Genomic DNA, 21502 nt, shown 5'->3' with positions numbered 1-21502 from the left:
GCGCGAAACCGCGCTCCCTGCGCATTCGAACGAGGTTCCTGCCGATGAAATCGTCACACTGGTCGCGCTGCAAGGTCGCCGCGCTGATCGTCGCCGCGAGTGTCGCGCTGTCCGGCTGCGGAATAATCGGCTGCGGCGGCGCCGCGACCAACGGCGCGGCCGCCGGCGGCTGCTCGACCGGCATGCGATTCTGAGCCGCGCGCCGGGCGCGATCGCATACTGCAGAACGCCGCCCCCGGTACCGACCGGCCGGCCGGTCGCCTTTCCCCGTCGCACCCACACTTCCCGCATCCGTTTTTTGCCGCTGCTGCGCCGCCGCCCTTTTCTGGGATAGGATGGACACGAGGACGATGCCGCGCCCGGCGCGGCCGTCCGCGAGCAGGCCCGCGCGGGCTGCGCACCCTGGCCGGTCGGCCGGGGTGACACGGTCGCGTCGTGCCCTTGGTGTATCCTTGCCTACTCCGTGACAGCGCGCCCCGGCACGACCCGGGCGCACCACCATGAACGATTCGTATCCCAGTCGTAAGCCAACCGACAAACCGCAAGAAAAGCGCTCGCTCCTCGAGCGCCTGACCGACTTCATCTCGCCCGAGCCCGAATCCCGCGGCGAGCTGCTGGAAATCCTCCAGGACGCCCACGAACGCAACCTGATCGACGCCGATTCGCTGTCGATGATCGAAGGCGTGTTCCAGGTATCCGACTTGTGCGCGCGCGACATCATGGTGCCGCGTGCGCAGATGGACGCGATCAACATCGCCGACAAACCCGAGGATTTCATCCCGTTCGTCCTCGAAAAGGCGCACTCGCGCTACCCCGTGTTCGAGGAGAACCGCGACAACGTGATCGGCGTGCTGCTCGCGAAGGATCTGCTGCGCTTCTACGCCGAAGAAGAGTTCGACGTGCGCGGGATGCTGCGCCCGGCCGTGTTCATTCCCGAATCGAAGCGCCTGAACGTGCTGCTGCACGACTTCCGCGTGAACCGCAACCACCTCGCGATCGTCGTCGACGAATACGGCGGCGTCGCGGGCCTGATCACGATCGAGGACGTGCTCGAGCAGATCGTCGGCGACATCGAGGACGAATACGACTTCGACGAGGAAGCCGGCAACATCATCGCGGGGCCGGACGGCCGCTACCGCGTGCGCGCGCTTACCGAGATCGAACAGTTCAACGAGGCGTTCGGCACCGATTTCCCCGACGACGAAGTCGATACGATCGGCGGCCTGATCACCCATCATTTCGGACGCGTGCCGCACCGCGGCGAGAAGCTGCAGCTCGGCAACCTCGTGTTCGAGATCCAGCGCGGCGATGCGCGCCAGGTTCATGTGCTGCTGGTACGCCGCAACCCACTCGCCAGCCGTCGCGCCGACACCTCGCACGAGGACTGACCGTCCCGCGCCAGCCGCGTCTCCTTCAACCGCTCGCCCACTTCCGCTTCACATGGACGATCCGATCCCGTCCCGCCCGGCTGGCGGCCTTCTCGCGCCGGCACCCGGCCGCGCGCTGCCGCGCTGGCACTACCCGGCCGCGCTGCTCGCCGGCGCGGCCAATACGCTCAGCTTCGCACCGACGCCGCACGGCGGCTGGCTGCAGCTCGCCGTATTTGTCTGGTTTTTCGCGCAACTGACGCGCACGTCGAGCTGGCGCGGCGCCGCGCTCACGGGCGGCGCGTTCGGCTTCGGCAACTTCATCAGCGGCGTCTGGTGGCTCTACATCAGCATGCACGTATACGGCGAGATGGCCGCGCCGCTCGCGGGCGGTGCGCTCGTGCTGTTCTCGCTGTACCTGTCGCTGTACCCGGCGTTCTCGGCCGGGCTGTGGTCGTTCTGCGCGGGCCATGCGTGGCATCGCCGCGCGCCCGACCCGCGGCCGTTCTCGCCGACCTGGCACGGCGCGTTCGCGTTCGCGAGCGCGTGGGCCTTCGGCGAATGGCTGCGCGGCACGCTGCTCACCGGTTTTCCGTGGCTCGCGAGCGGCTACCCGCAGGTCGACGGCCCGTTCGCGGGCTTCGCGCCGATCGTCGGCGTTTACGGGATCGCGTGGGTGCTCGCGCTGTTCGCCGCGCTGGTCGTGCAGGCGCTCGCCGCCGCGCGCCCGTCGCCCGCGCGTGAAAGCGGCGCCGGCGGCAACGCGCGCGTGCGCATCGCCGCGCCGGCCGGCGTCGCCGTCGCGCTCGTCGCGGCCGGCCTCGGGCTGTCGCAGGTCACGTGGACCGTGCCCGCGAACGCGCCGCTCACCGTGCGGCTGCTGCAGGGCAACGTGAAGCAGGACATCAAGTTCGAGCAGGAAGGCATCGACGCGGCGATCAAGATGTACCAGCAGATGATCGTCGAGAAGCCGGCAGACCTGATCGTCACGCCCGAGACCGCGATCGCGGTGATGATCCAGGAACTGCCCGAGCCGTTCGCCGTCGCGATCCGCAAGTTCAGCGACACGACCGGTTCGGCCGTGCTGTTCGGCGCGGTCGGCGCGTCGGTGACCGAGGACGGCCGCTACGTCGACTATACGAACAGCCTGTACGGCGTGACGCCGAACTCGCGCGACATCTATCACTACGACAAGCACCACCTCGTGCCCTTCGGCGAATTCATTCCGTGGGGCTTCCGGTGGTTCGTCGACCTGATGAAGATGCCGCTCGGCGATTTCGCGCGCGGCGCGCCGGTGCAGAAACCGTTCCTCGTGCACAACCAGCCCGTGATGGCCGACATCTGCTACGAGGACTTGTTCGGCGAGGAAATCGCCGCAACGATCCGCGACAATCCGCAACCGCCCGGCGTGCTCGTCAACGTGACGAACCTCGCATGGTTCGGCGACACGATCGCGCTCGACCAGCACCTGCAGATCGCGCGGATGCGCTCGCTCGAAACGGGCCGGCCGATGCTGCGCTCGACCAATACCGGGATGACGGCCGCGATCGACGCGCACGGTCGCGTGCTCGGCCAGTTGAAGCCGTTCACGATCGGCTCGCTCGACGTGCGGATCGAAGGCACGAGCGGCTTCACGCCGTACGTGACGAGCGGCAACAACATCGTGCTGGCGGTATCGTTCGTGCTGCTCGCGTTCGGCTTCACGTTCGGGCCGGGGCTGCGCCGGCGCAACGGCCCGAAGCGCGACGACGACCGGCACGCATGACGCGACAGGCGGCCGCCGCGCGCTGCGTGGAGGCCGCCGCCGCGCGACGCGGCCCGCGACCGCAACGCGGTCGGCCGCTCAGGCCTGCCGGGCCGATCGGTCCGATTGAGCCGGCTGCGCGGCCAGGCTCCGCAGATCGCGGCTCACCTCCTCCATCACCGGTTCCCACGCGCCGAACGTCCGCTGCCGGTACAGCGTCGCGGTCGGATACCACGGGCTGTCCTTGCGCTCGAGCAGCCATGGCCAGTGCGGATTCACGTCGAGCAGCACCCAGGTGCGCGCACCGAGCGCGCCCGACAGGTGCGCAACCGACGTGCACACGGTGATCACGAGATCCAGCGCACCGATGAACGCGGCCGTATCGTCGAAGCTCTTCAGTTCCGCCGTGAAGTCCGCGATCACGAAGCCGGCTGCACGCGCCGCCGCGACATCCGCATCCGCGCCCGGCTGCAGCGAATAAAACGCGACGCCGTCGATCCCGCGGAACGCGTCGGCATAACGCTCGAGCCCGACGCGCCGGAACGGATTGCGCTGGTGGCCCGCACTCCCCGTCCACACGAGCCCGACCTTCAGCCGGCGCTCGCCCGCGAGCCGCGCGCGCCACGCATCGCGCGCATCGGGATCAGCCCGCAGGTACGGCACCGACGACGCGAGCGTCGACGCTTCCATGCCCAGCATCAGCGGCAGGCCGATCAGCGGCACTTCGTAATCGAATGCGGGCAGCGCGTCGACGCCGCCGCCCGCGCCGAACGCGTCCGCCTGCGCGCCCAGGCTGCGCTGCATCAGCGTGCCCACCTGCGGGAACGTATTCCACGCGAGCCGGCCGCCCTCGCGATGCACGCGCTCGGCGAGCGGCGTGACGAAGCGGCAGAACTGCAGCACGTCGCCGAGCCCCTGCTCGCCCCATACGAGCAGCGTCTTGCCCGCGAGCGGCTCGCCCTGCCAGCGCGGGCCCGGCAGCGCCGGCCGGCGGCCGCGCAGTTCGCCCGCGCCGTCCCAGCGCGCCTCGTGGCCGCGCCAGCCGGCCGCGTGGTTGCCGCGCACGAGCTGGATGATCGCGAGGTTGAAACGGAACGACGCGTCGTCGGGCGCCAGCTCGCACGCACGCGCCGCGTAACGCTCGGCGTCGCCCCAGCGCTGCGCCTCCTTCATCGCCATCGCGACGTTGTTCATCGCGAGCGCGTTATCGGGCGCGAGGTCGGCGAGCCGCGCGGCGCACGCGAGCGCGCCGTCGAGGTCGTGCGTCGCGATCCTCGCGACGACGAGGTTGATCCACGCCTGCACGTCGCGCGGATCGGCGTTCACGGCCGCGTCGAGCAGCGCGATCTCCTCCGCGCGGTCGCCGCCCGACAGCCGCAGCGCGATCGCGAGGTTGTTGCGCAGCGACGGCCAGCCGGCATCGGCCGCCAGCGCCGCACGGTACGGCGCGACCGCGTCCGCGTGACGGCCGGCGATCTGCAGCGTATAGCCATGATTGAAGTGCGCGGCCGCGCCCGGCCGCACGCGCGCCGCGCATTCGGCGAGCGCGAGCGCGTCGGCCGGGCGCTGCCGCGCGACGAGCGTCGATGTGAGCTGCGCGAGCGCATCGGCGTCGACCGCGTGCAGATGGGCGGCTGCGGCGAGCCACAGATCGTGCGCGGCGCGCTCGCCGCGCGCCCGCGCATCGGCGGCGTGCCGGAGCAGCGCGAGGAACGGCGGAAGCAGCGGAATGAGGATGTCGGTCGGGTCGTCCATGCGATCGGAGCCTGCAAGCGGTGACGCGGCACGCGTCGCGCGAGCCGCAATACGCGCATCTTAACGCCCGCGCGAAGCGGCGCGACACGCGCGGCGCGACGCACCGTATGCGGCCGCGCGGAGCGCACGGGCCACGCTTGCGCAGGCCGCGGGAAGCGGGCCGGCAGCGGCCTCGCCAGCGTTCCGGCCGCATCCGGTCGCCGATCCGGTAAAATTACGCGTTTCAGCACACTAACAAGCCGCGCCGCCGCGCGAGCCGACCCTCGGGGCCCTGCCCGGAGCGCGGCCCGCAACGGAGCGCCAGCGCCTCGAAGGCTCTTCATGCTTACGTTTCAGCAAATCATCCTGACGCTGCAGTCCTACTGGGACAAGCAGGGTTGCGCCCTGCTCCAGCCCATCGACATGGAAGTCGGCGCGGGCACGTCGCACGTCCACACGTTTCTGCGCGCGGTCGGCCCCGAGCCGTGGCGCGCCGCATACGTGCAGCCGTCGCGCCGCCCGAAGGACGGCCGCTACGGCGAGAACCCGAACCGCCTGCAGCACTACTACCAGTACCAGGTCGTGCTCAAGCCGGCGCCGGAAAACATCCTCGACCTGTACCTCGGCTCGCTCGAAGCGCTCGGCTTCGACCTGAAGCAGAACGACGTGCGCTTCGTCGAGGACGACTGGGAAAACCCGACGCTCGGCGCATGGGGGCTCGGCTGGGAAGTGTGGCTGAACGGGATGGAAGTCACGCAGTTCACGTATTTCCAGCAGGTCGGCGGCCTCGACTGCAAGCCCGTGCTCGGCGAGATCACGTACGGCCTCGAGCGTCTCGCGATGTACCTGCAGAAGGTCGAGAACGTGTACGACCTCGTGTGGACCGAGTGGGAGGAGCATGGGCCGAACGGCCCCGAGCTGCGCCGCCTGTCGTATGGCGACGTCTACCACCAGAACGAGGTCGAGCAGTCGACCTACAACTTCGAGCACGCGAACGTCGACCTGCTGTTCACGTTCTTCAACAACTACGAGGCGGAAGCGAAGCGGATGATCGACGCGCAGCTCGCGCTGCCCGCGTACGAGCTCGTGCTGAAGGCCGGCCACACGTTCAATCTGCTCGATGCGCGCGGTGCGATCTCGGTGACCGAGCGCGCGGCGTACATCGGCCGCATCCGCGCGCTGTCGCGTCTCGTCGCGCAGGCTTATTACGACTCGCGCGAGAAGCTCGGCTTCCCGATGCTCGGCAACCCGCCGGGCGTGCCGGGCCTCACCACCGACGCCCAGGACGCCGCGCAGCCGGCATGGGCACCGCCGCTCAAGGTCGAACGCAAGATCGACCAAGACTGACGAGACGAGATTTCTTCCAAACATGACGCACAATCATCCCGCTCCCCTGCTCGTCGAACTGCTGACCGAAGAGCTGCCGCCGAAGGCCCTCGCGCGCCTCGGCGACGCATTCGCCGAAGGTCTCGCGCAACGCCTCGCGGCGCGCGACCTCGTCGAAGGCGAACTCGTGTTCGAACGCTACGCCACGCCGCGCCGCCTCGCCGTCGTCGTGCAGAACGTGCGCGCCGTCGCACCTGACAAGCAGGTCCGCGAAAAGGTCCTGCCCGTATCGGTCGCGCTCGACGCCGAAGGCAAGCCGACGGCCCCGCTCGCGAAGAAGCTCGCGGCGCTCGGCCACCCGAACCTGTCGATCGCCGATCTCGAGCGCGCGCAGGACGGCAAGGCCGAGGCGTTCTTCATCAACTATTCGGCAGCCGGCGCGACGCTCGCCGACGGCCTGCAGGCCGCGCTCGACGAAACGCTCGCGAAGCTGCCGATCCCGAAGGTGATGACGTATCAACGCCCGGACGGCTCCGACGTGCAGTTCGTGCGCCCCGTGCATCGCCTGACGGTGCTGCACGACGATCGCATCGTGCCCGTCACCGCGTTCGGCATCGACGCCGGCGACACCACGCTCGGCCACCGCTTCCTGTCCGACGGCCTCGTCGCGATCCAGCATGCGCGCGCCTACGCCGACACGCTGCGCGACAAGGGCCGCGTGATCGCGCACTTCGCCGATCGCCGCGAAACGATCCGCACGCAACTGAACGAGCACGCGAACGGCGACACGGTCGTGATGCCCGAAGCGCTGCTCGACGAAGTGACGTCGCTGGTCGAATGGCCGGTCGTCTATCCGTGCCGCTTCGAGGACGAGTTCCTGCAGGTGCCGCAGGAATGCCTGATCCTCACGATGCAGACGAACCAGAAGTATTTCGCGCTGACCGACGTCGGCGGCAAGCTGCGCTCGCGCTTCCTGATCGTGTCGAACATCGAAACGAAGACGCCGGACGAGATCATCGAAGGCAACGAGCGCGTCGTGCGCCCGCGCCTCGCCGATGCGAAGTTCTTCTTCGAGCAGGACAAGAAGAAGCCGCTCGCCGAGCGCGTGCCGCTGCTCGCGAACGTCGTCTATCACAACAAGCTCGGTTCGGCGCTCGCGCGCGTCGAGCGCCTCGAGGCGCTGGCCGGCGAGATCGCGCCCGCGATCGGCGCCGACGCCGCGCACGCGAAGCGCGCGGCGCGCCTCGCGAAGGCCGACCTGCTGACCGACATGGTCGGCGAATTCCCGGAACTGCAGGGCACGATGGGCACGTACTACGCGCGCCACGACGGCGAAGCCGACGACGTCGCGCTCGCGTGCGCCGAGCACTACCAGCCGCGCTTCTCCGGCGACGCACTGCCGACCACGCCCGTATCGACCGCCGTCGCGCTCGCCGACAAGCTCGAGACGATCGTCGGCATCTGGGGCATCGGCCTCGCGCCGACCGGCGAGAAGGATCCGTTCGCGCTGCGCCGCCATGCGCTCGGCGTGCTGCGCCTGCTGCTCGAGAAGCAGTTGCCGCTCGATCTCGTGTCGCTGCTGCGCACGGCCCACGCGCGCTTCGAAGGCGTGCCGGGCGTCGCCGAAGCGACCGATGCGATCTTCGCGTTCTTCATGGATCGCCTGCGCGGCCTGCTGCGCGAGCGCGGCTATTCGGCCGGCGAAGTCGACGCGGTACTGAGCCTGAACCCGACGCGCGTCGACGATCTCGTCGCACGCCTCGACGCGGTGCGCGAATTCACGCTTCTCGTGGAAGCCGAAGCGCTCGCGGCCGCGAACAAGCGGATCTCGAACATCCTGAAGAAGTCGGAAGGCGGCGTGAACGGCGCGGTGCAGCCGGCGCTGCTCGTCGAAGCCGCCGAGAAGGCGCTGCACGAACAGCTCGCGGCCGTGACGCCGCACGTGCAGTCGCAGCTCGAGGCGCGTGCATACACGGGCGCGCTGTCGGCGCTCGCCGCGCTGCGCGCGCCGGTCGACACGTTCTTCAACGACGTGATGGTCAACGCGGAAGATCCCGCGCTGCGAGCGAACCGTCTCGCGCTGCTGTCGGCGCTGCACCAGCAGATGAACTGCGTCGCCGACATCTCGAAGCTCGCCGCATAAGGGCCGCACGATGCCGACCAGCCCCACCCGAAAGCTCGTCGTCCTCGACCGGGACGGCGTGATCAACGTCGATTCGGATGCGTTCATCAAGACGCCCGACGAATGGATCGCGCTGCCCGGCAGCCTCGAGGCGATAGCCCGGCTCAACCACGCGGGCTATCGCGTGGTCGTCGCGACCAACCAGTCCGGCATCGGTCGCGGGCTGTTCGACATGGCCGCGCTCAACGAGATGCACCTGAAGATGCATCGCGCGGCGGCCGCGGTCGGCGCACGCATCGACGCGGTGTTCTTCTGCCCGCATACGGCCGAGGATCACTGCGACTGCCGCAAACCGAAGCCCGGCATGATGCAGATGATCGCCGAGCGCTTCGAGATCGATCCCGGTCACACGCCGGCCGTCGGCGATTCGCTGCGCGACCTGCAGGCCGGTGTCGCGGTCGGCTTCCAGCCGCACCTCGTGCTGACCGGCAAGGGCAAGAAAACGCTCGCCGCCGGCAATCTGCCGCCCGGCACGAAGGTCCACGACGACCTGCGCGCATTTGCGCTCGATTTCCTTTCACACGAACACGAGTGATGCGGCTGCCGCGCGCATCCTCCCCAACGCCAGACTCACGCCGATGCGCTTCGTCCGCTCCCTGCTGCTGCTGATCTACTTCATCCTGTACACGGTGCCGTACGCCACCGCGTGCTTCATCGCGTTCCCGTTCATGCGCCCCGATGCGCGCTACTGGATGGCGGCCGGCTGGTGCAAGTCGACGCTGTGGGTCGTGCGCTGGCTGAACGGCATCCGCTACCGGATCGAAGGGATGGACAACCTGCCCGACGGCCCGGCCGTGCTGCTGTCGAAGCACCAGTCCGCGTGGGAGACGCTCGCGTTTCCGGCGCTGATGCCGAAGCCGCTCTGCTACGTGTTCAAGCGCGAGCTGCTTTACGTGCCGTTCTTCGGCTGGGCGCTCGGGATGCTGCACATGGTCAACATCAACCGCAAGGAAGGCAAGAACGCGTTCGTCTCGGTGATCCGCCAGGGCAAGAAGCGCCTGTCGGAAGGCGCATGGATGATCATGTTCCCCGAAGGCACGCGCACGCCGGTCGGCAAGCAGGGCAAGTACAAAACGGGCGGCGCACGGTTCGCGATCGAAACCGGCACGCCCGTCGTGCCGATCGCGCACAATGCAGGACGGGTGTGGCCGCGCAACTCGTTCATGAAATTCCCGGGCGTCGTTACCGTGTCGATCGGCAAGCCGATTCCCGTCGACGGGCTGACGCCCGATGCATTGAACTCGCAGGTCGAAGCATGGATCGAAGCGGAAATGCGCCGTATCGATCCCGATGCGTATCGTCAGGCGGGCAATGCCGGCACGCGCGATGCCGCGCGAGTCTGAATCCCGCGGATTGCAGCCGTTGCGTACGTCAAAAAGAAGCGAACTGATGAAACAGCGTCCGCGGCCACGGCCAGCCGTCGTGGCTCTCGATCATCGCCAGATGGATCTGCCGCTCTTCGACGGGCCGGCCGCCGCACCGTCGGCGCCTGCCACGCCGCCGGCGCCGCCTGAGGCAGCGCCCGTCGCACCGCTCGATCCGGGCCCGACGCCCGACCGCTCGCGCGTGCGCACGTTCGCACTCGACAGCCGCGTGCTCGAATACCGCCTGAAGCGCTCGGCGCGCCGCACGATCGGCTTTACGATCGACGGCAGCGGGTTGTCGATCACCGCGCCGCGCTGGGTCACGCTCGCCGATATCGAAGCCGCGATCTCCGAGAAACAACGCTGGATCTTCGCGAAGCTCGCGGAGTGGAAGACGCGCACCGAGCAGCGCGCGCTGCCGCAGATCGACTGGCGCGACGGCGCGCAGCTTCCGTATCTCGGCAAGACGGTGACGATCGCGCTCGGCGCGGGCGCCGTCGGGTTCGACGCCGATGCGCTGCGGCTCTCGTTGCCGCTGCCCGTGCAGGCCGACATGCAGCAGATCAAGGATCGTGTGCAGGGCTGGCTGCAGGGCGAGGCGAAGCGGATCTTCGGCGAACGCCTCGCGATCTATGCGGAAAAGCTCGGCGTCACGTATTCGATGTACGCGCTGTCGTCGGCCGCGACGCGCTGGGGCAGCTGCTCGAGCGACGGCAAGATCCGCCTGAACTGGCGGCTGATCCATTTCCCGATGTCGATCGTCGACTACGTGGTCGCGCACGAACTGTCGCACCTGCGCGAGATGAACCACAGCCCGGCCTTCTGGCAGACCGTCGAATCGATCTTCCCCGAGTTCCGCGAAGCGCGGCACACGCTCAAGCATCACCCGCCCGAGCTGCTGCCGTCGCTGTAACGCGCAACGTCTTGTTTGCAAACGCAAACGGGCGATGCGGGTCACCCCGCACCGCCCGTTCGCCCCGCCGCCGCGCGCATCGCGCGCCGCGGCCCGTTCATCCGGCGCTCAGTGCGCCTTCTTCTGGATGAACTCGATCTTGTAGCCGTCCGGATCCTCGACGAAGGCGATCACGGTCGTGCCGTGCTTCATCGGCCCCGCTTCGCGCGTGACCTTGCCGCCTTGCGCCTTGATCTTCTCGCACGCCGCGTAGGCATCCTCCACCGCCACCGCCAGGTGGCCGAAGCCGTTGCCGAGATCGTAGGACGGCGTGTCCCAGTTGTGGGTCAGCTCGATCACGGTGCCCGAGCTTTCGTCTTCGTAGCCGACGAACGCGAGCGTGAACTTGCCTTCCGGATAATCCTCGCGACGTAGCAGCTTCATGCCGAGCAATTCGGTGTAGAACTTGATCGAGCGGTCGAGATCGCCGACTCGCAGCATCGTATGCAGCAAACGCATGTTGTGTACTCCTGTGGGGACTTTCCAGAACCGGAAACTCTACCAGACGGCAGCCGGACATGCGAAGAAAGGCACGAGCGCAATAAAAAAGCTGCCCCGCGGGGCAGCCTCGTCGCGACATTCGTTGGCCCGGCCCGCGCCATGCGCGTTATCCGGCCTTGCGCACCGCCGCGAGCGCCTGAGCGACGCCGACGTATTCGGCCACGCTCACGTCCTCCGCACGGCGCGCCAGATCGAAGCCGAGCGCATCGAAATCGATCGTCTCGCGATAGTCGCCGAGCGTATTGCGCAGCATCTTGCGGCGCTGCGAGAACGCGGCGGTGACGATTTCGCCGAGCAGCACCGGATCGACGTCCGGCAGTTCATGCGGCTCGTACGGAATCATCCGGACGATCGCCGAATCGACCTTCGGCGGCGGCTGGAACGATTCCGGCGGCACGTCGAGCATCTTTTCCATCACGTAGCGGTATTGCAGCATCACCGACAGCCGCGAAAACGCCTTCGTACCCGGCTCCGCGACCATCCGCTCGACGACTTCGTTCTGCAGCATGAAATGCTGGTCGATGACCACGTCGGCGAACGTCATCAGGTGAAACAGCAGCGGGCTGGAAATGTTGTATGGCAGGTTGCCGACGATCCGCAGCGACGGCTTGTCGCCGGGCGCCGCGAGCGAACCGAAGTCGAACGCGAGCGCGTCGCCCGCGTGCAGTTCGAGCAGCGCGCCGAAGCGCTGTTGCAGGCGCCCGATCAGGTCGCGGTCGAGCTCGACCGCGTGCAGCGGCGACTCGGGCGTCGCGAGACGCTCGATCAGCGGCCCGGTCAGCGCGCCGAGCCCGGGGCCGATCTCGACCATGCGTTGGCCGCGCGCGGGACCGATCGTCGACACGATCGAATCGATCACGCCGTGATCGACGAGGAAGTTCTGCCCGAAGCGCTTGCGCGCGAAGTGGCCTTGGTGCTGTCTGCTGTTCGACATCGACTCAGTAAAACGAAAAATACGACGAATGGGGTGAGGTCGGGCCGCGTCAGGCGGCGCGGCGATGGCGCGCCATCGTGACGGCCGTATCGAGCGCGGCGACCATGCTGCCCGGATCCGCGCGGCCCGTGCCGGCCAGATCGAGCGCGGTGCCGTGATCGACCGACGTGCGGATGATCGGCAGCCCGAGCGTCACGTTGATGCCCTCGCCGAACGTCGCGTACTTCAGCACGGGCAACCCCTGGTCATGGAACATCGCGAGCACGCAATCGGCATCGGCCAGATGGCGCGGCTGGAACAGCGTGTCGGCCGGATACGGGCCGCGCGCGTCGATACCCTGCGCGTTCGCGCGGGCCAGCGCCGGCGAGATCACGTCGATCTCTTCGCGGCCGAGATAACCGTTCTCGCCCGCGTGCGGGTTCAGGCCCGTCACGAGGATGCGCGGCGCGGCGAGACCGAAGTCGCGCCGCAGGTCGCGATCGATGATCGCGAGCGTCTCGACGAGCCCGTCGATCGTCAGCGCGGCCGACACGTCCTTCAGCGGCAGGTGCGTGGTCGCGAGCGCGACGCGCAGCGGCCTGGCGCCGGTGCCCGCCAGCATCATCACGACACGCGGCGTATGCGTGCGCTCGGCCAGGTATTCGGTATGGCCGGTGAACGGCACGCCCGCATCGTTGATCGTGCTCTTCTGCAGCGGCGCGGTAACGATCGCGTCGTACCGGCCTGCCAGCGCACCGTCGATCGCCGCGTCGAGCAGGTCGAGCACGTACCGGCCGTTCGCCGCGTCCAGCTTGCCCGCCTGCACGGGCGCGGCGAGCGCGTGATGCGCGACCGACACCTGCCCGCCGGCGAGCGTTGCCGGGTTCGCGCCGACCGCCGCCGCGCGTGCGTCGAGCAGCGCCGCATCGCCGAGCACGGTGAAATGCGCGTCGGGCCAGCGCTGCGCGGCATCTCGCAGCGCCTGCACGGTCAGCTCGGGGCCGACGCCCGCGGGTTCGCCGGTCGTGATCGCGATCTGCAGCGCGGGCGTGGTCATCGGAGGCTCGTTCAGTTCGCCGGGCCGGCGCCGCCGATCTTGTACTGCACGTACGACGAGTCGCGCAGCTCGCGCAGCCAGTCGGCATATGCCTGCTCGGCCTTGCGCTGGCCGATCGCCTGACGCGCGATGTCCATCTGCTGCTGCACCGAGCCTTCCGCCTCGCGGCGGCTCAGCACCTGGATCAGATGGTAGCCGTACTCGGTACGAATCGGCTGGCTGATCTGGCCGTCCTGCAGGTTGTTCATCGCACGCTCGAATTCCGGCACGGTTTCGCCCGGGCTGATCCAGCCGAGATCGCCGCCCTGCGACGCCGAACCGTCCTGCGAGTAGGTGCGTGCGAACTTCGCGAAATCGCCGCCCGCCTCGACCTGGTTGCGGATGTCGGCCAGTTGCTGGCGCGCCTGCCCTTCCGACTTGCCTTCGCCCACGCGCAGCAGGATGTGGCGCACGTGCGTCTGGACGATCTTCGGTGCCGCAGCGGTTGCGCCCTGGCTCTGGCGGCGGTCGACGAGACGCACGATCTCGAAGCCGTCCGGCACGCGGATCAGCGTCGGGTTGACCTGGCCCGGGCGCAGCTTCGACGCGGCATCGACGACTTCGGCCGGCAGCGCGCTCGGCGCCTTGAAGCCGAGGTCGCCGCCCTTCTTCGCGTCGTTCGCTTCGGAGTTGTTCTTCGCGAGCCGCTCGAAATCGGCGCCCGACTTCGCTTGCTGCAGCAGCGCGTCGGCCTTCTTCTGCGCGGCTTCGATGTCGGCCTGCGGCGCGTTGGTCGGCGCCTTGATGAAGATGTGCTGGAAGCGCAGGTCCTGCTGCTGTGCCGCGTTCGGCCCGCGCTGGCTCGCGATGTAGTTCGCGACCTCGGCATCCGACACGGTGATCTTGCCGTCGACCTCGCGCTCGCGCAGTTTCGACAGCATCAGCTCGGTACGCGCATCGCTCGTGAAGATGCTCCAGGGCACGCCTTGCGACTCCAGACGCGCGCGGTACTGTTCGAGCGTCATCCCGTTCGCTTGCGCGAGACGCTGCAGCGTCGACTGCACGGTCGCGTCGTCGATGCGGATCCCGTCGTCCTTGGCCTTCTGCACCTGGATCCGCTCGAGCACCATCTGGTTCAGCACCTGCGCACGCAACTGGTCGGCCGGCGGCACCGGCGCGTTCTGCTGCTGCAGCCGGCGCGCGATCAGGCCGACGCGCTGGTCGAGTTCGCGGCCCGTGATCACGTCGTTGTTGACGACCGCGACGACTTCGTCGGCGAGCTGCGCACCGCGCGAACCGAGCGCCTGCGCCGCGGCCGGCGCGGCGGCGAGCAGCGCGGCGGACGCGGCGAGGCTGGACACGACTGCCGCGAAACGAAGGGTTTTCTTCATTGCCACTGATACTCCATTGAAATCGTGCTGACCGGTGCAGACAAGCCGGCGTTACTCGTAATTGCTGAAACGGGACATCGGCGGCGGCGGCGGCGGCAGCGGCGTGTAGCCCGGCACCCCGGCGCGGAATGCGGACACGAGGCCGTTGTCGACCGTCGACAAGCCCTTGAGCGTCAGTTGCATCATGAAGCGCGTCGACGAGTTCTGCTGTCCCGACGAATTTATGCCGTTCGCAGCCCGCTGCACGCCGACCCCGAGCGCCCAGCAATCCGCGTCGTATTGTAAGCCGAGCAGACCGTCGACCACGCGATCGCCGGCGAGATCGTAGTTGAAGCGGCCGATCGCATACAGGCGGCGCGTGAGCGGCCACTGCGCGGACACCAGGAACTGGTTGATCGGCTGGTTGTCGAGCGTCGTGTTCGAGCGCGTATAGCGGTAGCCGACGTTGATCACGCGGCGCTCGCCCGGGCTGTAGCCGAAGCCGATGCTCGACTTCACGAGCTGGTTGTTGTTCTGGTTGTACTGGAACGCCGTCTCCGACATGAAGCCCGAGCCGAGCTTCAGCGCGGCGCCGACGATCAGGTCCGAGTGGCGCGCCTGCACCGCGGTCTGCCCGGAATTCAGCGTGACGCGCTGATCGGCGAAGTAGTACTGCTGCGCGATCACGAAGCGCGCACGCTCGTCGCCGGTGCGCGGATCGATGAAACGCGACGTGAGGCCGGCCGTGATCCGGTTCGCATCGGCGATCCGGTCGTTGCCGACGAACGTGTTCGGCTGGTAGATCTCCGCGAGGCCGAAGTCCGATTCCGCGGTGTCGAACAGCGGCGCGTTCGACTGATCGCGATACGGCGTGTACACGTAGTACAGGCGCGGCTCGAGGGTCTGGATGAAGTCCTGCCCGAACAGGCGCACCGAGCGGTCGAAGATCAGGCCCGAGTCGAAGGTCACGGTCGGGATCGACTCGGTGAAGCGCTTCGGATTGTTCGGCGTGCCCGACGACAGGTGGCTCAGGTCGTACGACGCGAAGTGGTACTGGACCTTCGGCACGACGAAGTAGCCTGGGCCGTATACGCCGTATGCGATGTACGGGTTGAAGACGATCCGGTCGCCTTCGGTCGCATCGGCCGTCGTGATGCGGAACCGCGAATAGTCGGCTTCCGCGCCGAAGTCGAAGCCGCCGACGTTGTACTTCGTATACTTCACGTTCAACTGCGGCTCGCGGCTGTACGGCGCGATCGACGGCGGCAGCGTCTGCCAGTGCTGGTAACGCGCAAGCACCGACCACGGGCCGTTGTTGTACGTGAGACCGGCTTCCTGCTGGTACAGCGTCTGCGTCCCGTTGATGAACTGGTTCGTCGAACCGAGATCTTCGGGATAGGTGTTGTCGGAGACCTTGTTGTAGTAGACGTAGCCGCCGAAGCCGCCGCCGAAGTTCTGCTGGTGCTGCCAGTAGATCGCGTAGCGGTTGCGGTGTGCGAGCCGGTCATCCGGCAGGTAATTGGCCGTAAGCGTGCCCGAATACGACGGCGACAGGTAGCGGAACGTCGCTTCGGCCATCACGCCGCGCCGCGAGATGATGCGCGGCGTAAGCGTCAGGTCGCGGTTCGGCGCGATGTTGAAGTAGTACGGCAGCGACAGCTCGAAGCCGTTGTTCGAGTTCATCGAGAACGTCGGCGGCAACAGGCCGCTGCGCCGCTCGCCCGACAGCGGGAACGTCAGCCACGGGCTCGCGAAGATCGGCACGCCCTGGAAGAACAGCACGCCGTTGCGCGCGGTGCCTTCGTCGGCGCCCGTATCGAAGTCGAAGCGGCTGCCCTTGATGTACCACGCGGGGTTCGTCGAGCACTGGCACGCCGTGTACGTGCCGTTGACGAACACCGAGCGCTCGTTGTCGACCATGTCGACGCGCTCCGCGCTGCCCGACCCGCCCGTCACGTTGAAGTGGTACTTCGGCGCCGTCATGAAGCCCTGGTTCGCCTCGATCTTCAGATGCGCCTCGGGCCCCGCGAACGACGTGCCGCCATTGACCACCTTGACCTGGCCGTACGCATCGGCCATGTCGGTATCCTGATCGTAATGGATCGCGTCGGCCTTCACGACGGCGTCACCGCGCCGCAGTTCGGCCGAGCCCTTCGCGGCCAGATCCTGCTCGGCCGTGCCGCTCGTGTGGTCGGCGATCACGAAGGCGGCCGGCTTCGCGCCGTCCTTCAGCGGATGATCCTCGAGCTGGGGTGCGAGACGCAGATCCCACGGCGAGTCGAGCGGCTGCGGCTGCGCAGCCGCGCCCGACAGCTGCGCGTACGACACGGCCGGCACGAGGCCCGGCACGGCCAGGAGCGCGAGCGCGAGCCGCCGTTTGCGCGGCGCCCCGTCACCGGGGAAAACATTCGGGAATAGCGGTTTGGGCGGCATCTATCGTTTGGCGAATCGCCCCTTGTCAACCGCGCCTTCGCGCACATTCGCGCACGGCGGGCCGCACCGTCGAACCGCGACTGCGGCTGAGCGCAAACCGGGGAGGCGATCGTGCGGACGGCGCGACAGGCAGTGGGCCTGTACGGCGGAAGCTGACGCGGGGCGCGTCAAAAAAGTCGTGGGGTATTATATGGCAAGACGTTCCCCCCTCCCGCGAGTTTCATGACGCCCCCATCCGCCGCATCCCAGCCCGACGCCCGCCTCGACGCGCTCACCGCGTGGCTGCACCCGCTCGCCGGGCGCTACGCCCTTGACCTGTCGACCCTCGCGCCTGCGTCGTCGGACGCCAGTTTCCGCCGTTATTTCCGTGTCTCGTCGGCCACGAGCGCCGGCGGCACGCTGATCGCCGTCGACGCGCCGCCGCCCGAGAAGTGCCGCGAGTTCGTCCAGGTCGCGCAATTGCTCGCCGCGGCCGGCGATCACGTTCCGGACATCCTGGCCCACGATTTCGACGCGGGCTTCATGCTCGTGACGGACCTCGGCCGCACCTCGTACATCTCGGTGCTCGATCCAGCCGACCCGGCCGCCGCGCGGCCGCTGATGCGCGATGCGCTCGACGCGCTGATCCGCTTCCAGCTCACGTCGAAGCCCGACGTGCTGCCGCCGTTCGACGAAGCGTTCCTGCGCCGCGAAATGGAGCTGCTGCCCGAATGGTTCGTCGGCCGCCACCTCGGCAAGCCCGTCACCGACGCGATGCGCGGCACGCTCGAGCGCACCTTCGCGCTGCTGGTCGCCAGCGCGCAAGCGCAGCCGCAGGGTTTCATGCTGCGCGACTTCATGCCGCGCAACCTGATGGTCTGCGAGCCGAATCCGGGCGTGCTCGACTTCCAGGACGCCGTCCACGGGCCGCTGACGTACGACGTCGTGTCGTTGCTGCGCGACGCGTTCATCAGCTGGGACGAGGAGTTCGAGCTCGACTGCTTCGCGTATTACTGGGAAAAGGCGAAAAAGGCCGGCCTGCCGGTCGATCCGGATTTCGGCGAGTTCTACCGCCAGCTCGAATGGATGGGGCTGCAGCGCCATATCAAGATCCTCGGCCTGTTCGCGCGCATCAATTACCGCGACGGCAAGCCGCACTACCTGAACGACCTGCCGCGCTTCCTCGCGTATGCGCGCAAGGTCGCGCTGCGCTACCGCCCGCTCGTGCCGTTCGCGAAGCTGCTCGACGAACTCGAGGGCAACGCGCCGGCCGACGTGGGTTACACGTTCTGACCGTCCCGACTGCCCTGATACCCAGCCGAACATGAGCGACACCCTGACCACGGCGATGATCTTCGCCGCCGGGCGCGGCGAACGGATGCGCCCGCTGACCGACACCCGCCCGAAGCCGCTGCTCGAAGCGGGCGGCAAGCCGCTGATCGTCTGGCAGATCGAAGCGCTCGCACGCGCGGGCATCGAGACGATCGTGATCAACCATGCGTGGCTCGGCGAACGGATCGAGGCCGCGCTCGGCGACGGTTCGCGCTGGGGCGTACGGCTCGCGTATTCGGCCGAGGGCGAAGCGCTGGAGACCGCCGGCGGCATCGCTCAGGCGCTGCCGCTGCTGGAACACGACGGGCGGTCGACGGTGTTCGTCGCGGTGGCCGGCGACGTGTTCGCCAAGTTCGATTACAGGAAGCTCGCCGCCCCCGCCGCGCGCATGTCGGCACTCGACGCGCCCGCGATGCATCTCGTGATGGTGCCGAATCCGCCTTTCCATCCGTCCGGAGACTTCGTGCTCGGTGGCGACGGGCGCCTGTCGCTCGACGGCGGCGAGCGTGTCACGTTCGGCAGCATCGGCCTGTACGACACGCGGATGTTCCGCGATCTCGCGCCCGGCACGCGACGCGCACTGACGCCGTACTTCCGCGCGACGATCGAAGCCGGCCGTGCGAGCGGCGAACTTTACGAAGGCATCTGGGAGAACGTCGGCACGCCCGCGCAGCTCGGCGAGCTCGACGCGCGGCTGCGCGCCGCGGGCTGACCGGACGACGGACGGCACGGCGCCGCGTCGTGCCGCTGCGCCGCCCGCGCGCCCTTGCGGCGGACCGCCGCCTTCCCGCTGCGCGCCACCACGCGCAGCATCGCCGCTCACGCGGCCTCGGCCTCTTCCCCGCCCGCCGCCGCGCGCTGCTGCTGCAGCGCCCACATCTGCGCATACAGCCCGTCCGCGCGCACGAGTTCGTCGTGCGTGCCGCGCTCGACGATCCGCCCGTGATCCATCACGAGGATCTGCTGCGCGTGCACGACCGTCGACAGCCGGTGCGCGATCACGAGCGTCGTGCGATGCCGCGCGATCTGGTCGAGCTCGTGCTGGATCGCGCGTTCCGAACGCGAATCGAGCGCCGACGTCGCTTCGTCGAACAGCAGGATCGGCGGATCCTTCAGCAGCGTGCGCGCGATCGCGACGCGCTGCTTCTCGCCGCCCGACAGCTTCAGCCCGCGCTCGCCGACCGGCGTGTCATAGCCCTTCGGCAAGCTTTCGATGAAATCGTGGATATGCGCGGCGCGCGCGGCCGCGACCACCTCGTCGCGGGTCGCGGTCGGCCGACCGTACGCGATGTTGTAGTAGATCGAGTCGTTGAAAAGCACGGTGTCCTGCGGCACGATCCCGATCGATGCGCGCAGCGAATCCTGCGTGACGTCGCGGATATCCTGGCCGTCGATCCGGATCGCGCCGCCCGCCTGCCGGTCGAGATCGTAGAAGCGGAACAGCAGGCGCGACAGCGTCGACTTCCCGGAGCCGCTGTGACCGACCACCGCGGTCGTCGTGCCCGCGTCGATCGTGAACGACACGTCGTGCAGGATCGATCGCGCCGGCTCGTACGCGAAGTTCACGTGCTCGAAGCGAACCTGCGCGCCGGCCACCGCGAGCGGCCGTGCATCGGGCAGGTCCGCGACTTCCTTCGCGGCCGACAGCAGCCCGAACATCCGGTCCATGTCGGTGAGGCTCTGCTTTAGCTCGCGATAGACGACGCCGAGAAAGTTCAGCGGAATGTAGAGCTGCAGCATGAACGTGTTGATCAGCACGAGATCGCCGAGCGTCAGCTTGCCCGCGAGCACGCCCTGCGTCGCACGCCACAGGATGAACACGAGCCCCGTGCCGATGATCGCCTGCTGGCCGAAGTTCAGTACCGACAGTGAATTCTGCGAGCGGATCGCGGCCTTGCGGTAGCGCTTCAGGTTCTCGTCGTAGCGCTGCGCTTCCCACTCCTCGTTGCCGAAGTACTTCACCGTCTCGTAGTTGATCAGCGAATCGATCGCCCGCGCGTTCGCGCGCGAATCGAGTTCGTTCATCGTGCGGCGGAAGTGCGTGCGCCAGTTGGTGACCTTCACCGTGAACACGATGTACGTGACCAGCGCCGCGAACGTCACGTACGCGTAATAGGCCTCGTACTTGACCACGAAGAAGCCGAGCACGAGCCCGACCTCGACGAGCGTCGGCAGGATGCTGTACAGCGAATACGAAATCAGTTGCTGGATGCCGCGCGTGCCGCGCTCGATGTCGCGCGACATGCCGCCCGTCTGGCGCTCCAGGTGAAACCGCAGCGACAGCCCGTGCAGGTGCCGGAACACCTGCAGCGCGAGCTGGCGCACCGCGCTCTCGGTGACCTTCGAGAACAGGATCTCGCGCAGCTCGGTAAACAGCGACGTCGACAGCCGCACGAACGCATACGCGATGACCAGCAGGCCGACGCCGCCCGCGAGCACGATGCCGGCCGACTGCTCGGCGCGGCCGAGCGCGGTGAGCTGCTGCACGTAGGACAGGTGGTCGACGATGCGCTTCATCACGACCGGCACGCCGAGGTTCGCGACCTTCGCACCGATCAGGCAGGCGAGCGCGAGCGCGACGCGCCATTTGTAGGTGGTCAGGTACGGCAGCAGCGACCGGATGGTCTGCCAGTCGTTGCGGGGCCCGGTCGAAGCCGGCGCGGGCTCGCCGGAAGCAGGAAATCGGCGCATGGGGGAAGGATCGGCGGCGGTGCCGGACGCGTGCATCGGCGGCCGGCTCGCCCGCTTTCTCGTACAATTTGCGAACGTTGTATTGTCGCAGAAGCCGCTTCGCGCCGCTGCCGGCGGCCTTGCCGGCCAGCCTGCGCGCGGCGGCGAATTTATTACAGGATGAAAGCCCCCGCCATGACCGATTCGACCCTCGAACTTCCGCAAAAGCAGCCCGCGCTGCGCGTCGTCCCGCAACCGCACGACGCGAACGTCCACGGCGACGTGTTCGGCGGCTGGATCATGTCGCAGGTCGACATTGCCGGTTCGATCCCCGCGAGCCAGCGCGCAAATGGCCGCGTCGCGACGGTCGCGGTCAACTCGTTCGTGTTCAAGCAGCCGGTGTTCGTCGGCGATCTTCTGAGCTTCTACGCGACCATCATGCGCACCGGTAATACGTCGATCACGGTCGACGTCGAGGTGTATGCACAGCGCATGCGCCTGATGGGCGAAATCGTGAAGGTCACCGAAGCGACGCTCACGTACGTCGCGACCGGCCCGGACCGCAAGCCGCGGCAACTGCCGCCGCTCTGACGGGCGAG

18 protein-coding genes are annotated in these 21502 nt (G+C 68.1%); 11 read left to right on the top strand and 7 right to left on the bottom strand.

Annotated features, from left to right (window positions below):
* Positions 1-44: 44 nt before the first annotated feature.
* The 3 genes from BT264_RS39375 (at position 45) to lnt (ending at position 3132) form a co-directional block, all read left to right on the top strand.
* Entirely contained in the window at positions 45-194 is a 150-nt protein-coding gene (locus BT264_RS39375; RefSeq protein WP_177318422.1) for a hypothetical protein, read from the top strand.
* Positions 195-500: 306 nt separating this feature from the next.
* The gene (locus BT264_RS30165) at positions 501-1388 is read left to right on the top strand and encodes an HlyC/CorC family transporter (protein ID WP_072443463.1); all 888 of its coding nucleotides are present in this window, start codon (positions 501-503) and stop codon (positions 1386-1388) included.
* A 52-nt stretch (positions 1389-1440) separates the two neighbouring features.
* Positions 1441-3132, top strand: a complete 1692-nt coding sequence (gene lnt / locus BT264_RS30160; protein ID WP_072443464.1) for an apolipoprotein N-acyltransferase — start codon at positions 1441-1443, stop codon at positions 3130-3132.
* Between the two features lie 78 nt (positions 3133-3210).
* Here lnt and BT264_RS30155 read toward each other — a convergent pair whose 3' ends face one another.
* Positions 3211-4866: a hypothetical protein gene (locus BT264_RS30155; protein ID WP_072443465.1), complete on the bottom strand. Its 1656-nt coding sequence runs from the start codon at positions 4864-4866 to the stop codon at positions 3211-3213.
* Between the two features lie 321 nt (positions 4867-5187).
* Here BT264_RS30155 and glyQ point away from each other — a divergent pair, with 321 nt between their 5' ends.
* From glyQ to BT264_RS30130, 5 genes are read left to right on the top strand one after another with little or no spacing between them, the layout of a single operon-like run.
* On the top strand, positions 5188-6192 hold the full coding sequence (gene glyQ, locus BT264_RS30150) for a glycine--tRNA ligase subunit alpha (protein WP_072443466.1): 1005 nt from the start codon (positions 5188-5190) through the stop codon (positions 6190-6192).
* 22 nt (positions 6193-6214) lie between these two features.
* Complete coding sequence (gene glyS, locus BT264_RS30145) at positions 6215-8314, top strand: glycine--tRNA ligase subunit beta (protein WP_072443468.1); 2100 nt, start codon at positions 6215-6217, stop codon at positions 8312-8314.
* A 10-nt stretch (positions 8315-8324) separates the two neighbouring features.
* Positions 8325-8888: a D-glycero-beta-D-manno-heptose 1,7-bisphosphate 7-phosphatase gene (gene gmhB, locus BT264_RS30140; RefSeq protein WP_034178978.1), complete on the top strand. Its 564-nt coding sequence runs from the start codon at positions 8325-8327 to the stop codon at positions 8886-8888.
* Positions 8889-8931: 43 nt separating this feature from the next.
* Positions 8932-9696, top strand: a complete 765-nt coding sequence (locus BT264_RS30135) for a lysophospholipid acyltransferase family protein (RefSeq protein WP_072443470.1) — start codon at positions 8932-8934, stop codon at positions 9694-9696.
* A 46-nt stretch (positions 9697-9742) separates the two neighbouring features.
* Positions 9743-10630: a M48 family metallopeptidase gene (locus BT264_RS30130; protein WP_072443472.1), complete on the top strand. Its 888-nt coding sequence runs from the start codon at positions 9743-9745 to the stop codon at positions 10628-10630.
* Between the two features lie 108 nt (positions 10631-10738).
* On the opposite strand, the gene gloA is transcribed toward BT264_RS30130, so the two are convergent.
* The 5 genes from gloA to BT264_RS30105 form a co-directional block, all read right to left on the bottom strand.
* The gene (gene gloA / locus BT264_RS30125) at positions 10739-11128 is read right to left on the bottom strand and encodes a lactoylglutathione lyase (protein WP_072443473.1); all 390 of its coding nucleotides are present in this window, start codon (positions 11126-11128) and stop codon (positions 10739-10741) included.
* 148 nt (positions 11129-11276) lie between these two features.
* Positions 11277-12104, bottom strand: a complete 828-nt coding sequence (rsmA, locus tag BT264_RS30120; protein ID WP_072443474.1) for a 16S rRNA (adenine(1518)-N(6)/adenine(1519)-N(6))-dimethyltransferase RsmA — start codon at positions 12102-12104, stop codon at positions 11277-11279.
* A 49-nt stretch (positions 12105-12153) separates the two neighbouring features.
* Complete coding sequence (pdxA, locus tag BT264_RS30115; protein WP_072443475.1) at positions 12154-13140, bottom strand: 4-hydroxythreonine-4-phosphate dehydrogenase PdxA; 987 nt, start codon at positions 13138-13140, stop codon at positions 12154-12156.
* 11 nt (positions 13141-13151) lie between these two features.
* The gene (locus BT264_RS30110; protein WP_072443476.1) at positions 13152-14510 is read right to left on the bottom strand and encodes a peptidylprolyl isomerase; all 1359 of its coding nucleotides are present in this window, start codon (positions 14508-14510) and stop codon (positions 13152-13154) included.
* Positions 14511-14561: 51 nt separating this feature from the next.
* Positions 14562-16922, bottom strand: coding sequence for an LPS-assembly protein LptD (locus tag BT264_RS30105; protein WP_072443477.1), 2361 nt, complete (start codon positions 16920-16922; stop codon positions 14562-14564).
* A gap of 222 nt (positions 16923-17144) precedes the next feature.
* On the opposite strand from BT264_RS30105, the gene BT264_RS30100 reads away from it, so the two are divergent.
* Positions 17145-18194, top strand: coding sequence for an aminoglycoside phosphotransferase family protein (locus tag BT264_RS30100; protein WP_072443478.1), 1050 nt, complete (start codon positions 17145-17147; stop codon positions 18192-18194).
* 31 nt (positions 18195-18225) lie between these two features.
* Positions 18226-18945, top strand: a complete 720-nt coding sequence (murU, locus tag BT264_RS30095; protein ID WP_072443479.1) for an N-acetylmuramate alpha-1-phosphate uridylyltransferase MurU — start codon at positions 18226-18228, stop codon at positions 18943-18945.
* A 107-nt stretch (positions 18946-19052) separates the two neighbouring features.
* Here the strand turns inward: murU and BT264_RS30090 are convergent, their stop codons facing one another.
* Complete coding sequence (locus tag BT264_RS30090) at positions 19053-20924, bottom strand: ABCB family ABC transporter ATP-binding protein/permease (protein ID WP_072443480.1); 1872 nt, start codon at positions 20922-20924, stop codon at positions 19053-19055.
* Between the two features lie 174 nt (positions 20925-21098).
* Here BT264_RS30090 and BT264_RS30080 point away from each other — a divergent pair, with 174 nt between their 5' ends.
* Positions 21099-21494, top strand: a complete 396-nt coding sequence (locus tag BT264_RS30080; RefSeq protein WP_027789162.1) for an acyl-CoA thioesterase — start codon at positions 21099-21101, stop codon at positions 21492-21494.
* The last annotated feature ends 8 nt before the right edge of the window (positions 21495-21502 follow it).

It is taken from the genome of Burkholderia sp. NFPP32 (assembly GCF_900119325.1).
Lineage (GTDB): Bacteria > Pseudomonadota > Gammaproteobacteria > Burkholderiales > Burkholderiaceae > Burkholderia > Burkholderia pyrrocinia_C.
Note: the sequence above shows the minus strand (reverse complement) of the source record. Positions and strands in the feature narration are given on the sequence as shown.